The following is a 15,527-nucleotide window of genomic DNA, read 5'->3' as shown; positions in this document are numbered from 1 at the left end:
CCCCGGCGCCGTTCAGGTGCGGGCTTCCAGGATCAGGTGCGGACTTCCAGGAGGGGGACGAGCTGTTCGACCGGGGTCATGGAGCCGTGCATGCCGACCATGGCTGATTCCCGCGGTTCGGTCTCGCTTGCGATGATCACCATGTCGGCGTGCGCGGCGGCCACCACATCACCGATTCTGCCCCGTACCCGGTCGTCGACGCGCGGTCCGAACCATCCGGCGGCGATCGCCTCCTCGCGTCCGGCCACCCACATCCGGTCGCCGACCACCTCGCGCCAGACGGCGAGCACGTCGTCGGCCGCGCCCGGATGCGCGTACAGGTGGCGGCAGCGGCCCTCGCCGCCCAGGAGGCGGACGCCCGCTTTCAGCTCCCAGTCCTCGTCGAAGTCGACACGGGACTCCGGGTCGAACGGGATGTCGATCATGCCGTGGTCGGCGGTGACGTACAGGGCCGAGCGCGGCGGCAGCTGTTCGGCGAGGCGCTCCGCCAGGCGGTCGACGTACATCAGCTGGCCGCGCCAGGCGTCGGAGTCGACGCCGTAGCGGTGCCCCTTGCCGTCGACCTCGGAGTAGTACGTGTAGACCAGCGACCGGTCGCCCGCGGCGAGCTGCTCGGCGGCCAGGTCCATCCGGTCCTCACCGGAGAGCCTGCCGTGGAACGTGCCGCCGCTGAGGGCGATCTGGGTGAGCGGCGTGCGCGCGAAGTCGGGCGCGGAGACCTGGCAGGTGTGGATGCCCGCGGCGTCCGCCTGCTGGAAGACCGTGGGGTACGGCTGCCAGGCGTGCGGGTCGGTCCACGGGTACCAGCGCAGCTGGTTCATCAGCGCGCCCGTGCCGGGGTCCTGCACGGTGTACCCGGCGAGGCCGTGCGCGCCCGGCGGCAGGCCCGTGCCGACCGAGGCGAGCGAGGTGGCCGTGGTGGACGGGAAACCGGCCGTCATGGGGCGCCCGGTGCCGTTCATGGACGTGCCGAGCAGCGAGGTGAGGAAGGGTGCCTCGTCCGGGTGGGCGCGCAGCACGTCCCAGCCCAGGCCGTCGATCAGGAAGACGCAGGCGCGGTCCGCGGGGGCCAGCTCCAGGCCCGTGGGCTGCGCGTGCGCCAGGCCCTGGCCGGCGGTGATGGCGGGCAGCAGGTCGGCGAGCGAGCCGGTGCCGTAGCGGGGTACCGGCGCGGTGTCGAGGTCGAGCGGTTCGGGCCAGGCGGACGCCGGGTCCACGGCGTAACCCGCCATCAGCGGGCGGCCGAGGCGGCGGTGGCTTCGGAGAGCGCCTGGGCGAAGGCGAGCGTCTGCCGGACGGTGTCCGGGCCGTCGCCGGCCTCGCTGACGCGCAGCGAGAGGTCGTCGGCCGTGGAGGAGCCGGTGTATCCGTGGTCGGCCTCGCAGTTCGGGTCGCCGCAGCTGGCGGGCTCCAGGTCGAGCCGGGAGACGGCGCCCCAGCCGATGGTCAGCACGACCTCGCGGGGCAGCTGGCCGGGGGTGTAGGCCTCGGGGTTGGCGACGACGCGGCTGAGCACGACGGACGAGATGCGGCCGAGCTTCACGGACTCCGTGGAGGTGGTGGCGTACGGGGTCGGCGACGTGGCGTCGGCGGCCTGCTCGTCGGTGTGGCTGACGATGAAGCGGGTGTCCGTGAGGACCAGGACGGTGACGTGGCGGCGGACCTCGTTGGCGTCGAAGGTCGTCTCCTGGTGGACCACGTACGACACCACGGGCTCGCCGCCGATCGCGGCCTGCACCGCCTCGGCCACGAGTGCCGGGTAATAGCCGCTGCGCTCGATCGCCGCGCGCAGCCCCTGGGTCGTCGTACCGGTCTTAGCCATGGGGTCCATCCTACGGGGCGCCGGGGGCAACGCGGCCCGCAGGCGACGGGGGCCGGGGGTCAGTACACGGGGAGGCGGCGGGGGCCGAGGTCGGTGGTGGCGGGTGGGCGGGCGAGGCGTACTGAGGCGCCGAGGACGGAGAGTCCGTGGGGGGCGACGACGACCGGTTCGAGGTCGATGCCGACGACCTCGGGGTGGTCGTCGACGAGGCGGGAGAGGCGCAGCAGCAGTTCTTCCAGGGCCGCGGTGTCGACGGGCTGGGAGCCGCGCCATCCGAAGAGCAGCGGCGCGCTCCTGATGGAGCGGATCTGTTCGGCGACGTCGCGGTCGGTGGCGGGGATGAGGCGGTGCGCGGTGTCGCCGAGGAGCTGGGAGGGGGCGCCGGCGAGCCCGAAGGAGAGGACGGCGCCGGCCGCGGGGTCGATGGAGGCGCGGATGAGGGTGTCCACGCCGCGCGGCACCATGGCCTGCACCACGGGGCGCAGCTCTTCGGGCTTCCCGAGGAAGTCGGTCAGCTCCTGGTAGGAGCGGCGGAGGGCGCGTTCTCCGGGGAGGTCGAGGCGGACGCCCCCGAGGTCGGCGCGGTGCCGCAGGTGCGGGGCCGTGGTCTTCAGGGCGACGGGGTAGCCCAGGGACTCGGCGGCGCGTACGGCGGCGTCCGCGTCGGGTGCGGGGAGCGCGGCGCGGACGCGGATGCCGTAGCGGCCCAGGAGGGCGGCGGCCTCGTCGGCGGGCAGCGCCACGGAGCGGTGCGGTTCGGCGTCGGTGGTGAGCTCGTCGAGCAGCCGCTCGATGTCGGCGCCGGCCGCGGCTTCCTGGATGTCGTCGTACTCGGGGACTCTGCCGGGTGCCGAGGACTCGCGGCGCCAGGCCGCGTACCGGACGGCCTCGGCGAGGGCGCGTACGGCGCGTTCGGCGGCGGGGTAGGCGGGGATGCGGGGCAGGCCGCCGGACGGGCCACCGGGGCGCTCCCGGGGCGCCTCGGGGACGTTCCCGGCGGCGCCCGGCGCGGCGGCCCGCCCGTCCGGTTCCGGGGCTTCGGGCGCGGCGGCCCGCCGGTCGGGGTCCCGGACCTCCGGCGCGGCGGCCCATCGGTCCGGCTCCGGGGCTTCCGGCCCGGCGGCCCGCCGATCCGATTCCCGTGCGGCGGTGTCGGGGGCGGCTTCCGGTCCGTCCGGGGCTCCCGGTTCGTCGGCCGTGCACGAGAGGGCGCCGGCGAGCTCCTCCATGGCGAGGTGGACGACGGTGACGGGCTTGGCGGGCCCTTCGGCCGCGGCCTCGCGCAGGGCGGTGGCGAGGGCCGCGATCTCCTCGGGGTCCGCGCTGCTGCCCTCGGCGACCCACGGGATCGCGGTGATCAGGACGGCGTCGATGCGGTCACCGGCGAGGGCGTCGGCCAGCGCGGCGCGGAACTGGGCGGTCGTGGCGGCGAAGGGCAGCACATGGGGGTGCTGCGGGCGCAGGCCCTCGGTGAGGCAGGCGTCGTACGCGAGGAGGGCGAGCGCTTCGGAGTTGCCGAGGATCGCGACACGGGGGCCGGCGGGCAGCGGCTGGGAGGCGAGCAGCAGGCCCGCGTCGATGAGTTCGGTGACGGTGCCGACGCGGATGACGCCTGCCTGGCGCATCAGGGCGGAGACGGTGGAGTCGGGGACGCGGGTGGCGGGGACGGTGTGGCCGAGGGGAACGGTGCCGCTGTGCCGGGCGCCCTTGACGACCACGACGGGCTTGGCGGCGGCGGTGCGGCGGGCGAGCCGGGTGAACTTGCGGGGGTTGCCGATCGACTCCAGGTAGAGCAGCGCGACGTCGGTGGCGGGATCCTCGTACCAGTACTGGAGGAGGTCGTTGCCGGAGACGTCGGCGCGGTTGCCGGCCGACACGAAGGTGGAGACCCCGGCGATGGCGCCGTCCCCGGAGCCGCGCTCCTGGAGGGCGCTGAGCAGTCCGATGCCGATCGCGCCGGACTGGGTGAAGAGGCCGACGCGGCCGGCGCCGGGCAGCCGGGGAGAGAGGGAGGCGTTGAGGCGGACGCCGGCCGCGGTGTTGATCAGGCCGAAGGCGTTCGGGCCGACCAGCCGCATCCCGTAGGAGCGGGCCTGGCGCAGCAGTGCGCGCTGCTTCTCGCGCCCTTCGGGGCCGGCCTCGGCGTATCCGGAGGTGAGGATGACGAGCCCCTGTACGCCGTGTTCGCCGCAGTCCTGTACGACGTCGGGGACGTGTGCGGCGGGTACGGCCACGACGGCGAGGTCGACGGGGCCGGGGATGTCGCGGAGCGAGCGGTAGGCCGGTACGCCCTCCGGGTCCAGCGTGCTGCCGCCTTCGGGGAAGGCGTGGTTGACGGCGTACGTGTGGCCGGTGAAGCCGGAGTCGAGGATGTTCCGGAGGGCGGAGCGGCCGACGCCTCCGGGGGCGCGGCCGGTGCCGATGACGGCGACGGATCCGGGGGCGAGCAGCCGCTGTACGGAGCGGGCCTCGGCGCGGTGCTCGCGGCCGCGCATGACGGCCACGGACTGCTCGGTGGGTTCGAGGTCGAATTCGAGGCGGACGACGCCGTCTTCGAAGGTGCGCTTCTGGGTGTACCCGGCGTCCGTGAACACCTTGATCATCTTGGTGTTGGCGGGCAGCACCTCGGCGGCGAAGCGCCGGATGCCGCGTTCGCGGGCGACCGCGGCGATGTGCTCCATGAGCGCGGAGGCCACGCCGCGGCCTTGGTGGGCGTCCTGGACTAGGAAGGCGACCTCGGCCTGGTCGGCGTCGGGGCCGGTGGCGGGGCGGCCGTCGGCGTTGATGCGGTCGTACCGGACCGTGGCGATCATTTCGCCGCCCACGAAGGCGGCGAGCCCGACCCGGTCCACGTAGTCGTGGTGGGTGAAGCGGTGCACGTCGCGGTCGGAGAGCCGGGGGTAGGGCGCGAAGAAGCGGTAGTACTTCGACTCGTCGGAGACCTGCTCGTAGAAGGAGGTCAGGTGTTCCGCGTCGTCCGGGGTGATGGGGCGGATCCGGGCGGTGCCGCCGTCACGCAGCACCACGTCGGCTTCCCAGTGGGCGGGGTAGGCGGCGGCATCCGACGGCGTCTCCATGCGGACAGCGTACGACCGGCTGCGTATCGGGGGCCGGTCGAAGTGCCCCGAAGGCCGCACGGACACGACCGTACGTGCCCGGTGGCGGGACGGTGCGTACGACCGGGTCTCAGCATGCGTACAGCCGGGGCGTGACGCAGGCTTGGACTTCTAGGATCCGAGCGCTCGCCCGGGCTGGGCACACCGGACCACCGGTGCCCGCGTGAGACACTGGTCTAGACAACTTCTCCGACCCGAAGGGCAACACAATGGCTGAGCGCCGCGTCAATGTCGGATGGGCCGAGGGTCTGCACGCCCGCCCCGCCTCGATCTTCGTCCGTGCGGCCACCGCTTCCGGCGTGCCGGTCACGATCGCCAAGGGTGACGGCAACCCCGTCAACGCCGCTTCCATGCTCGCGGTCCTGGGCCTGGGCGCCCAGGGCGGCGAGGAGATCGTGCTGGCTTCGGACGCCGACGGCGCCGACGCGGCGCTGGACCGCCTGGCGAAGCTCGTCTCCGAGGGCCTGGAGGAGCTCCCGGAGACGGTCTGACCCTTCGGGGAGACCCGGCGGGCCCCACGCCGCCGGAACGGCCTCTCACGGCCCCGCCACGGTGACCCGCCACGGGTCACGGGCGGGGCCGTTCTGCGTCCGGCGGGAGGCCGTTCCACGTCCGGCGGGAGGCCGTTCCACGTCCGGCGGGGGCCGTTCCGCGTCCGGCAGGCCGGAGCCCCCTTGCCGGCCTGCCGGCCTGTACGGAATTTCCGCGCGCCCTGCAAGCACAACCGCGTCGAAGACCTCCAGCGGGAAACGCCCCCACCGCAAGCAGAATGCGACGGCATCCACGCAATGCCGCACACGGAATTACCTCGCCGTGCGCGTACTCTCGAAATTCAGGCACGCCGATTGCAGCCGACCACAGGGGACGGAATTCCCCCATGAGTTGTATACGGCAGCGGTGTTAATCCTGAACGCGCGCCATGTTTACGGACCGTTTCGCTTCCCTCACCGCGGGTGCGGGACGGCGCAGCCGGTGGGCGGGCATCGTGCGCTCCACGTGGGCGGCGGTCAGCGCGCGGGCGCGTTCGGCGTCGCCGCGCGCCACCGCGTCCACGATCGCGCCGAGCTCCTGCCAGTAGCGGTCCACGTCCCCCGGCGAGACCCGGCCCAGGTCGACCGCGTACACCCAGTCGATCTTGCGGCGCACCTGAATGAGCAGCGCCGTCATACTGGCGCTGCCGCTCGCCTGTGCGAGCGTCCCGTAGAACCAGCCGTCCAGTTGCCGCAGGTCGTCGGGGTTGCCGTGGCGGGCTCTCGCGCGCCCGAGCCGGACCAGACCGCGCAGCACCTTCAGGTGCGCGGCGGAGCGACGGGCCGCTGCACGGGCGGCACCCAGGGGCTCCAGGAGGAGGCGGATGTCCAGGAGGTCGGCGGCCTCCTGCTCGGTCGGCTCGGCGACGCACGCGCCCGCGTGCCGGCGAGTGGTGACGAACCCCTCGGACTCCAGGGTGCGCAGCGCTTCACGTACGGGGACGCGGGAGACGCCGTACCGGGAGGCGAGCAGTTCCTCGATCAGCCGGGAACCGGGCGGGAACGCGCCCGAGACGATGTCGTCGCGAATCGCCGTGCAGACCGCATGCGCCGAAATATTTCCTCGCATCGTCCGTGCCTCCGCCGCAATCCTCCGGAAACGCCGCCGGGCGGCGCCTTTTCCGTGACTCTATGACACCGGGCCGCCATTTCCGATGGCCGTGACGAATTCCTGGATATTTTTTGGCCGAGGAAAGGGGTACGCGGGAGCGCGGGGGCGGAAGCGTGTCCGGGGACGCCGAAGCCCCGGCCGTCGGGCCGGGGCTTCGGGTGGTACGCGGAGCGCGCCGTAGGGTGCGCGGTCGTCAGACGTTGACGCCGTGCGAGCGCAGGTACGCGATCGGGTCGATGTCCGAGCCGTACTCCGGGCCGGTGCGCGCCTCGAAGTGCAGGTGCGGGCCGGTGGTGTTGCCGGTGTTGCCGGACAGCGCGATCTGCTGGTTCGCGGAGACCTTCTGGCCGACCGAGACGCCGATGGACGACAGGTGGCCGTACTGGGTGTACGTGCCGTCGTCCATCTTCAGGACGACGTTGTTGCCGTACGCGCCGCCCCAGCCGGCCTCGACGACGGTGCCGGCGCCGACGGCGTGGACGGCGGTGCCGGAGGCGGCGTGGAAGTCGATGCCGGTGTGGCTGCCGGAGGACCACAGGCCACTGGAGGCCTTGTACGGCGTGGAGACGTAGCTGCCGGAGATCGGCGCGACGAAGCCCGAGGCGCTGAGGGTGGTACGGGCCTCCGAGCGCGAGGCGCGTGCCTCGGTGGCCTTCTTCTTCTCGGCCTTCTCCTTGGCGGCCTCGGCGGCCTTGCGGCGCTCGTCCTGGGCCTTCTTCTTGGCGTCCTCGGCGCTCTTCACGGCCGCGTCCTCGACCTTGGCGCGGGCGGCGGCGACCTCGGCGGCCTCCTCCTGCGCGTCGGCCTGGGCAACGATGTTGTCGGCGACCCGGTCGCCGGTGTCGGCGATGGCGCGGGTGAGGCCGGTGTCGGCGGTGGTGGCGGCCGGGTCCTCGTTCGCGGCCAGCGCCGGGGAGGCGATGGAAACGGCGACGCCGGTCGCCGCGGCTATGCCGGCGATGTTGCGGGTGGTCCGGGCAGCACGGCCGGGGCGGCGGTGCTTGCCGGTGGCACGGGTGAACGCCATGACCGGCGCACTCCTTTCCTTCCTTCTCGCCTACCGGGTTAGCTGACGGGTTCGGAGCAGGAAGGTCTCCTACGAGCGGCTCCGGGGGGAGTCGCCCGATTCACCCCAAGGGACATGTGGGTCCCCGGCTCCCCTGGCTCGCGCCGTACGGGGACTCGGCGATGACTGCCCGGCGGCCGCGGGTGCGGCGCACTTCTGTCGAACAGCCGGACCGACGCTAAACGGGACATCTCGCGATCAGCAAACAGAAACAGGAGTTTGTGCCGGACGCCACACGGCACGCGAGCAACCACCTACTGCATTCCGGACAAAAGTAGAGATCCCGGGCCGCATTGGCGACCCGGGATCCACTATGTCCTGATATGTGAGCGGCGTTGACGACTTTCACGCCACCCCGTGACGACACCGGTACGAGCCGTTCCGGCCCGCCCTCCCGCCGTACGGCGCGAGCGAATTCACAGCCGTTATCGCGAGGCCCGGCGACGGTCCTCTCCGCCGCCGGCCCGCTCCGCATCAGCCCTTGACGACCGACACCTCGCCGATGCCCAGCTTCCGCACCGGCTCCGCGATCTCCGCGGCGTCGCCCACCAGAACCGTCACCAGCCGGTCCACCGGGAAGGCACTGACCGCGGCGGCGGTCGCCTCGACCGTGCCCGTCTCGGTCATCCGCTGGTACAGCTGCGCCTGGAAGTCGTCGGGAAGCTCCTGCTCGACCTGGTCGGCGAGCGTCCCCGCGACGGCCGCCGCCGTCTCGTACTTCAGCGGCGCCACCCCGACCAGGTTCTGCACCGCCACGTCCCGCTCGGCGTCGGTCAGCCCCTCGGCGGCCAGCGTCCGCAGCACCTTCCAGAGGTCCTCCAGCGCGGGCCCCGTGGAGGCGGTGTCCACCGAGCCACTGATGGCCAGCATCGCGGCACCCGTACCGTCGGCGGAGGACCGCAGCACCTGGCCGAACGACCGCACGCCGTACGTGTAGCCCTTCTCCTCGCGCAGCACACGGTCCAGCCGGGAGGTCAGCGTGCCGCCCAGGCAGTACGTGCCGAGCACCTGCGCCGGCCACACCCGGTCGTGCCGGTCGGCGCCGATCCGGCCGATCAGCAGCTGGGTCTGCACCGCACCGGGCCGGTCCACGATCACGACGCGGCCGGTGTCGTCGGCCACGATGGGCGAGGCCGCCACCGGCTCCGCGGTCGAGCCCGCCCACGCCCCGAGGGTCTCCTCCAGCGCAGCGTCCAGGTCCACCCCGGCGAAGTCACCGACGACCACGGCGGTGGCCGTCCCCGGACGCACGTGCGCCTCGTAGAAGGCACGCACCGCGGTGGCGTCGATACGCGCCACCGTCTCCTCCGTGCCCTGCCGCGGCCGGGACATCCGGGCCGTGGCCGGGAACAGCTGCTTGGACAGCGCCATCGCCGCCCTGCGCCCCGGATTCGCCAGCTCGTGCGGGATCTCGTCCAGACGGTTGCGCACCAGGCGCTCGATCTCGCCGTCGGGGAAGGCCGGGGCACGCAGCGCGTCGGCCAGCAGGCCCAGTGCCTTCGTGAGGCGCGAGGCCGGCACTTCGAGGGAGACCCGGACACCGGGGTGGTCGGCGTGCGCGTCCAGCGTGGCGCCGCAGCGCTCCAGCTCGGCCGCGAACTCCTCGGCGTCGTGCTTGTCGGTGCCCTCGGAGAGCGCGCGCGCCATGATGGTGGCGACACCGTCCAAGCCGGCGGGCTCGGCCTCCAGCGGCGCCACGAGGTTGATCTCGACCGCGACGACCTGCTGGCCCGGCCGGTCGGCACGCAGCACCGTCAGGCCGTTGCCGAGCCGGCCGCGCACCGGCGCCGGGAACGCCCACGGCCTCGGCTGCCCGGCCTGCGGCTGCGGGTGGAACGTCATGGTGGGGGTCACGGCTTCGGTCACTGCGCCGCCTCCTCGGTCTCGGTGTCGTGCTGGGCGGCGGTCGCGTCGGCCTCGGTGGCCTCCACCGCGGCGGCCTCGGCGGGCCCGGTCGGCTCGTAGACCAGCACCGCGCGGTTGTCCGGACGCAGCCGGGCCGCGGCGACCGCCTGCGCCTCCTCGGGAGTCACCTCCAGAACGCGCTGTACGGCGCTCAGCGCGAGCTGCGGGTCACCGAACAGCACCGCGTACCGGCACAGTTCGTCCGCGCGCCCGGCGACCGTCTCCAGGCGGTCCAGCCACTCGCGCTCCAACTGGGCCTGCGCCCGCTCCATCTCCTCGGCGGTCGGCCCCTCCTCGGCGAAGCGCTTCAGCTCCTCGTCGACGGCCCGCTCGATCGCCGGCACCTCCACACCCGCGGAGGTCTTCACGTCCAGCCAGCCCAGCGACGGCGCGCCCGCCAGACGCAGCAGCCCGAAGCCCGCCGCGACGGCACTGCGGTCGCGGCGCACGAGGCGGTTGTACAGCCGCGAGGACTCGCCGCCGCCCAGGATCGTCAACGCCACGTCCGCGGCATCAGCCTCACGGGTGCCGTCGTGCGGCAGCCGGTACGCCGCCATGAGAGCCCGCGAAGGCACCTCCTCGTGCACGACCTCCCGCAGCTCCCGGCCCATGGTCTCGGGCAGCGAACCGTCCCGCGGCGGCTGCTTGCCGTCGTGGCCCGGGATGGAGCCGAAGTACTTCTCCGCCCAGGCCAGCGTCTGCTCGGGGTCGATGTCGCCCACGATGGACAGCACGGCGTTGTTGGGCGCGTAGTACGTACGGAAGAAGGTCCGCGCGTCCTCCAGAGAGGCCGCGTCCAGATCGGCCATCGACCCGATGGGCGTGTGGTGGTACGGGTGACCCTCCGGGTAGGCCATCGCCGTCAGCTTCTCGAACGCCGTACCGTAAGGCACGTTGTCGTACCGCTGGCGGCGCTCGTTCTTCACCACGTCGCGCTGGTTCTCCAGCGACTCCTCGTCCAGCGCGGCCAGCAGCGAACCCATCCGGTCCGCCTCCAGCCACAGGGCGAGCTCCAGCTGATGGGCCGGCATGGTCTCGAAGTAGTTCGTCCGCTCGAAACTCGTGGTGCCGTTGAGCGAACCGCCGGCGCCCTGCACCAGCTCGAAGTGACCATTGCCCTTCACCTGCGCCGAGCCCTGGAACATCAGGTGCTCGAAGAGGTGCGCAAGGCCCGTGCGGCCCTTCACCTCGTGCCGGGAGCCGACGTCGTACCACAGGCAGACCGCCGCGACGGGGGTCAGGTGGTCCTCGGAGAGCACCACACGCAGGCCGTTGGCCAGCCGGTGCTCGGTCGCTGTCAGGCCGCCGGACCCGGCTTGTTCTGTGGCCGTGTGACCCATGGGCATGTACGTCCCTTCGATCCGCTTGCGAGGAAGTTCTGTCACTGTATGCAAGCGCGCCGACATCTGGCGAAGTTCCCGCCCGGCACCCCGCCGCAAGGAGATTCCCCGGAACGAGGCCCGCCGCACATTCGGCTCGGACGGGCGTACGGACGGGTCGCGGTCGGCGATGTCAGACCCGCGGGCCACAATGGTCCGCGACAGGCTCAGCCGTTGAGCACCCAGCACCGGCACCGAGCCTGCCGCCCGGCAGGACGGACACGCACTCGCGCCGCCCCGCCGGAACAGCAGACGCCCAGCCGTAAGCGAAGCCGAGTTCGAGCGAAGGAGCCGCAGCCGCGATGGCCCGCCGCAGCACGAAGACCCGACCCTCAGGGGGCACCCCCGAGCCCCAGGACTTCGAGGAGCGGATCCTCGACATCGACGTCGTCGATGAGATGCAGGGTTCCTTCCTGGAGTACGCGTATTCGGTCATCTACTCGCGCGCCCTGCCCGACGCACGCGACGGCCTCAAGCCCGTACACCGCCGCATCCTGTACCAAATGAACGAGATGGGCCTCCGCCCCGACCGCGGCTACGTCAAGTGCGCCCGCGTCGTCGGCGAGGTCATGGGTAAGCTCCACCCGCACGGCGACGCGTCCATCTACGACGCGCTGGTGCGCATGGCGCAGCCCTTCTCCATGCGGCTGCCGCTGGTCGACGGCCACGGCAACTTCGGCTCGCTCGGCAACGACGACCCGCCCGCCGCCATGCGGTACACCGAATGCCGCATGGACTCCGCCACCTCCCTGATGACGGAGTCCATCGAAGAGGACACCGTCGACTTCCAGCCCAACTACGACGGCCAGGAGCAGGAACCGGTCGCCCTCCCGGCGGCCTACCCGAACCTCCTCGTCAACGGCGCCTCCGGCATCGCCGTCGGCATGGCGACGAACATGCCGCCGCACAACCTCGGCGAGGTCATCGCCGCCGCCCGGCACCTCATCAAGCACCCCAACGCCGACCTCGAGACGCTCATGAAGTACGTCCCGGGGCCGGACCTGCCCACCGGCGGCCGCATCGTCGGCCTCTCCGGCGTCCGCGACGCGTACGAAAAGGGCCGCGGCTCCTTCAAGATGCGCGCCACCGCGACCGTCGAGAACGTCACCGCGCGCCGCAAGGGCCTGGTCGTCACCGAACTGCCCTTCACGGTCGGCCCCGAGAAGGTCATCTCCAAGATCAAGGACCTGGTCGGCGCCAAGAAGCTCCAGGGCATCGCCGACGTCAAGGACCTCACCGACCGCGAGCACGGCCTCCGCCTCGTCATCGAGATCAAGAACGGCTTCAACCCCGAAGCCGTCCTGGAGAGCCTCTACAAGCTCACGCCCATGGAGGAGTCCTTCGGCATCAACAACGTCGCGCTGGTCGACGGCCAGCCGCTGACGCTGGGCCTGAAGGAACTGCTCGAGGTCTACGTCGACCACCGCTTCACGGTGGTGCGTCGCCGCAGCGAGTTCCGCCGCACCAAGAAGCGCGACCGCCTCCACCTCGTCGAGGGCCTGCTCACCGCCCTCATCGACATCGACGAGGTCATCCGCCTCATCCGCTCCAGCGACAACACCGCCGAGGCCAAGCAGCGCCTCATCGAGCGCTTCGGGCTGAGCGAGATCCAGACGCAGTACATCCTCGACACGCCGCTGCGCCGCCTCACCAAGTTCGACCGCATCGAGCTGGAGTCCGAGCGCGACACCCTCCGCGCCGACATCGAGAAGCTGACCAAGATCCTCGACTCCGACGCCGAGCTGCGCAAGCTGGTCTCCAGCGAACTGGCCGCGGTCGCCAAGAAGTACGGCAGCGACCGCCGAACCGTCCTGCTGGAGTCCTCCGGCGCCACCGCCGCCGCGGTGCCGCTGGAGGTCGCCGACGACCCCTGCCGCGTCCTGCTGTCCTCCACGGGCCTGCTGGCGCGCACGTCGGGCGGCGAGGGCTCCTTCGACATCGACGCCAAGCGCGCCAAGCACGACGTCATCGTCTCCGCCGTACCCGCCACCGCCCGCGCCGAGGTCGGCGCGGTCACCTCCACGGGACGGCTGCTGCGCCTGTCGGTCATCGACCTGCCCCAGCTCCCGGAGACGGCCGCCGCGCCCAGCCTGTCCGGCGGCGCGAAGATCTCCGAATTCCTCACCCTGGAGGACGGCGAGGAGCTGATCTGCCTCACCACTCTCGACGAATCCTCACCGGGCCTGGCCCTGGGCACGGAACACGGCGTGGTGAAGAGAGTCGTACCGGACTATCCGGCCCACAAGGAGGAGTTGGAGGTCATCTCCCTCAAGGACGGTGACCGCGTGGTCGGCGCCGTCGAACTGCGCACCGGCGAGGAGGACCTCGTCTTCATCACCGACGAGGCCCAGCTGCTCCGCTACCCCGCCGCGCAGGTACGCCCGCAGGGCCGCGCCGCCGGCGGCATGGCAGGCATCAAGGTCGGCCCCGAAGCGAAGGTCATCTCCTTCACCGCCGTCGACCCGGCCGTCGACGCGGTCGTCTTCACCGTCTCCGGCTCGCACGGCACCCTGGACGACGGCGTCAGCACCGCCAAGCTCACCCCGTTCGACCAGTACCCGCGCAAGGGCCGCGCGACCGGCGGCGTCCGCTGCCAGCGCTTCCTGAAGGGCGAGGACCACCTCATCCTGGCCTGGGCCGGCGCCGCCCCGGCCCGCGCCGCGGACACCAAGGGCAGCCCGGTCCCCCTCCCCGAACCCGACCCGCGCCGCGACGGCTCGGGCCTGCCGCTCACCAAGTCGGTGGGGGCGCTGGCCGGGCCGGTGTAGGACGGGTGCAGGACAGCGGTAGGACAGGTGTAGGGAAGGTGTAGGGCAGACGTGGAGCTGTCCGGTTGAAGCCCGGTTGAAGCCCGGTGTGGTGCGGCCTTGGGGGCGTACGGCACCGGGCTTCGGCGGTGGGTGGGGGGGTGTGGAGGGGTCTGAGTGTTGGAGAGTGGAGGGTGGCGGCCGTCTCCGCGGGGCAGCCCCCGGTTTACTCGCCCTCTTCCGTCTCCTCCGGCTCCTCCGGCTCTTCGTCGGACGCGGTGGAGGGTACGTACCGCAGTACGCCCCACATCGCGTGCGGGTCGGTCTCCTCGGGGACGATGTCACGGCAGGCGTCCAGCTGCTTGCGCAGGTCCGGGGCGTCGATGCCGGACCCGATGAGCACCAGCTGCGTCAGCCGCTCCTCCTCCACGTCCCACTCCCCGGGGTAGAACCGCAGGAAGCCGCCGACCGCGTGCACGGTGAATTTCTGCCCGCTCCCTTCCACCCCGAAGTGCACGAACCCCTTGATGCGGTACAGCCCGGCTGGCCGCGCGTCCAGGAACTCCATCAACCGACGCGGATGCATCGGCTCGGCCGACGTGAACTCGACAGTCTCGTAGGCCGAGTGCAGATGCCGCCCGTGACCATGACCGTGCCCGTGCCCGTCACAGCGCTCGTGTTCGCCACCGGCGCCGACGTCGGCTTCCTCGTGCTCGACTTCCTCCCGGAGCAGGTCCTCGAAGGACAGCTGCCCCTCGGACACGCCCTCCCGAGGCCGCCGCTCGAAGAGCAGCTCCGGGTCGACACGCCCGTACGCGGCAGGCACCACCGGCGTACCGGGTGCCAGCTGCCCGAGGGTGCCCAGCAACTCCGTACGCCGACCGTCACCGACCCGATCGGCCTTGTTGAGGACCACGAGGTCCGCGATACCCAGGTGCCGGTCCAGCTCCGGGTGGCGAGCGCGGGTGTTCTCGAACTCCGCAGCGTCGACCACCTCGACCAGCCCGCCGTACACAATCCGGTCGCTGTCGCTGGCCAGGATCATCCGGATCAGCTCCTGCGGCTCGGCCAGGCCGCTGGCTTCGATGACGATGACGTCGATGTGGGAGGACGGCCGCGCCAGGCGCTCCAGGTAGGTGTCCAGCTCGCTGGTGTCGACCGCGCAGCACAGGCACCCGTTCCCCAGCGACACCATGGAGTCGACCTGGCCCGCGACCAGCATCGCGTCGATCTCGATCGCCCCGAAGTCGTTGACGACCGCCCCGATCCGGGTGCCGCCGCTCCGGCTCAGCAGATGGTTGAGCAGGGTCGTCTTGCCGGATCCCAGGAACCCGGCAAGCACCACAACCGGAATCTGCGGCGCCACAGGCCCCTCGGCGACCGGCACCGGACTCTGCCCGGAAGCCGGGTCACCACCTGGACCCGAGGCCGGGACGGCCCCCGCATCGTCCTCTGAAGCCGACTCCGACGTCGCCGCCGCGTCTCGGGCGGTCCCGTGCCCCTCGGCATCCGGCGTCGAGACACCCGGGTACTGCGTGCTGCTGGTCAAGGGGGCGCCTCCAGTGCGTCCGGTCGGTACTGAGTACGGCAGTCGAGCGCGACGGACACGGCCCGGCCGGGAGACAGTCACCCCGGAAACCACTACCGCGTACTGCCTACCGTCGTACGCCCCTGATGACCCGAACGATCACCAGCCCGCCGGCCCCTCCAGGATATTGGCGCCACCGCCACACCTCGCTGCTCCCCCGAAGCTGAGGGCTGCGTTCTACGCCGCGTCCTGACCCGGCGCTGCGCCTCACCGCTTTGCCTGGGGGCCTCTCACCTCTCTGCCTCGCCGCCCCTCGCCCCTCT

At 72.1% G+C, this 15,527-nt stretch carries 10 protein-coding genes and 1 riboswitch; of the genes, 2 read left to right on the top strand and 8 right to left on the bottom strand.

From position 1 onward, the window contains the following. Positions 1-32 precede the first annotated feature (32 nt). The 3 genes from ACZ6WH_RS35990 to ACZ6WH_RS35980 are packed head-to-tail and all read right to left on the bottom strand — an operon-like array spanning position 33 to position 4,899. On the bottom strand, positions 33-1,232 hold the full coding sequence (locus ACZ6WH_RS35990) for an alkaline phosphatase family protein (RefSeq protein WP_469733942.1): 1,200 nt from the start codon (positions 1,230-1,232) through the stop codon (positions 33-35). Next, entirely contained in the window at positions 1,232-1,822 is a 591-nt protein-coding gene (locus ACZ6WH_RS35985; protein WP_361562956.1) for a DUF5998 family protein, read from the bottom strand. The genes ACZ6WH_RS35990 and ACZ6WH_RS35985 overlap by 1 nt, the downstream gene beginning before the upstream one ends. Before the next feature lie 59 nt (positions 1,823-1,881). Then, positions 1,882-4,899 (bottom strand): bifunctional acetate--CoA ligase family protein/GNAT family N-acetyltransferase, encoded by a 3,018-nt coding sequence (locus ACZ6WH_RS35980; protein ID WP_469733940.1) that lies wholly within the window; start codon positions 4,897-4,899, stop codon positions 1,882-1,884. 248 nt (positions 4,900-5,147) lie between these two features. On the opposite strand from ACZ6WH_RS35980, the gene ACZ6WH_RS35975 reads away from it, so the two are divergent. Continuing rightward, the gene (locus tag ACZ6WH_RS35975; protein ID WP_030260828.1) at positions 5,148-5,429 is read left to right on the top strand and encodes an HPr family phosphocarrier protein; all 282 of its coding nucleotides are present in this window, start codon (positions 5,148-5,150) and stop codon (positions 5,427-5,429) included. 409 nt (positions 5,430-5,838) lie between these two features. Here ACZ6WH_RS35975 and ACZ6WH_RS35970 read toward each other — a convergent pair whose 3' ends face one another. The 4 genes from ACZ6WH_RS35970 to ACZ6WH_RS35955 all read right to left on the bottom strand — a co-directional run bounded on the left by ACZ6WH_RS35970 (position 5,839) and on the right by ACZ6WH_RS35955 (position 10,890). After that, complete coding sequence (locus tag ACZ6WH_RS35970) at positions 5,839-6,537, bottom strand: GntR family transcriptional regulator (protein WP_469733937.1); 699 nt, start codon at positions 6,535-6,537, stop codon at positions 5,839-5,841. Positions 6,538-6,772: 235 nt separating this feature from the next. Continuing rightward, positions 6,773-7,606 carry a M23 family metallopeptidase gene (locus ACZ6WH_RS35965; protein WP_432859463.1) on the bottom strand — a complete coding sequence of 278 codons (834 nt, stop codon included), beginning with the start codon at positions 7,604-7,606 and terminating at the stop codon, positions 6,773-6,775. A 13-nt stretch (positions 7,607-7,619) separates the two neighbouring features. Further along, a riboswitch (cyclic di-AMP (ydaO/yuaA leader) is annotated at positions 7,620-7,777 on the bottom strand. 342 nt (positions 7,778-8,119) lie between these two features. Continuing rightward, positions 8,120-9,487, bottom strand: coding sequence for a M16 family metallopeptidase (locus ACZ6WH_RS35960; protein WP_469734027.1), 1,368 nt, complete (start codon positions 9,485-9,487; stop codon positions 8,120-8,122). Positions 9,488-9,507: 20 nt separating this feature from the next. Continuing rightward, positions 9,508-10,890, bottom strand: a complete 1,383-nt coding sequence (locus ACZ6WH_RS35955; protein ID WP_469734025.1) for a M16 family metallopeptidase — start codon at positions 10,888-10,890, stop codon at positions 9,508-9,510. A 341-nt stretch (positions 10,891-11,231) separates the two neighbouring features. Here ACZ6WH_RS35955 and ACZ6WH_RS35950 point away from each other — a divergent pair, with 341 nt between their 5' ends. Further along, positions 11,232-13,697: a DNA gyrase/topoisomerase IV subunit A gene (locus ACZ6WH_RS35950; RefSeq protein WP_469733934.1), complete on the top strand. Its 2,466-nt coding sequence runs from the start codon at positions 11,232-11,234 to the stop codon at positions 13,695-13,697. A 205-nt stretch (positions 13,698-13,902) separates the two neighbouring features. Here the strand turns inward: ACZ6WH_RS35950 and ACZ6WH_RS35945 are convergent, their stop codons facing one another. Beyond that, complete coding sequence (locus tag ACZ6WH_RS35945) at positions 13,903-15,021, bottom strand: CobW family GTP-binding protein (protein WP_469733932.1); 1,119 nt, start codon at positions 15,019-15,021, stop codon at positions 13,903-13,905. Between the last annotated feature and the right edge of the window lie 506 nt (positions 15,022-15,527).

The sequence above is a fragment of the Streptomyces sp. NPDC050806 genome (assembly GCF_055586425.1).
Note: the sequence above shows the minus strand (reverse complement) of the source record. Positions and strands in the feature narration are given on the sequence as shown.

Coding starts and splice junctions, on each gene's coding strand:
- ACZ6WH_RS35950 (WP_469733934.1), top strand. CDS start 11,232: ATGGCCCGCCGCAGCACGAAGACCCGACCCTCAGGGGGCACCCCCGAG.
- ACZ6WH_RS35975 (WP_030260828.1), top strand. CDS start 5,148: ATGGCTGAGCGCCGCGTCAATGTCGGATGGGCCGAGGGTCTGCACGCC.
- ACZ6WH_RS35985 (WP_361562956.1), bottom strand. CDS start 1,822: ATGGCTAAGACCGGTACGACGACCCAGGGGCTGCGCGCGGCGATCGAG.
- ACZ6WH_RS35970 (WP_469733937.1), bottom strand. CDS start 6,537: ATGCGAGGAAATATTTCGGCGCATGCGGTCTGCACGGCGATTCGCGAC.
- ACZ6WH_RS35990 (WP_469733942.1), bottom strand. CDS start 1,232: ATGGCGGGTTACGCCGTGGACCCGGCGTCCGCCTGGCCCGAACCGCTC.
- ACZ6WH_RS35965 (WP_432859463.1), bottom strand. CDS start 7,606: ATGGCGTTCACCCGTGCCACCGGCAAGCACCGCCGCCCCGGCCGTGCT.
- ACZ6WH_RS35955 (WP_469734025.1), bottom strand. CDS start 10,890: ATGGGTCACACGGCCACAGAACAAGCCGGGTCCGGCGGCCTGACAGCG.
- ACZ6WH_RS35980 (WP_469733940.1), bottom strand. CDS start 4,899: ATGGAGACGCCGTCGGATGCCGCCGCCTACCCCGCCCACTGGGAAGCC.
- ACZ6WH_RS35960 (WP_469734027.1), bottom strand. CDS start 9,487: ATGACGTTCCACCCGCAGCCGCAGGCCGGGCAGCCGAGGCCGTGGGCG.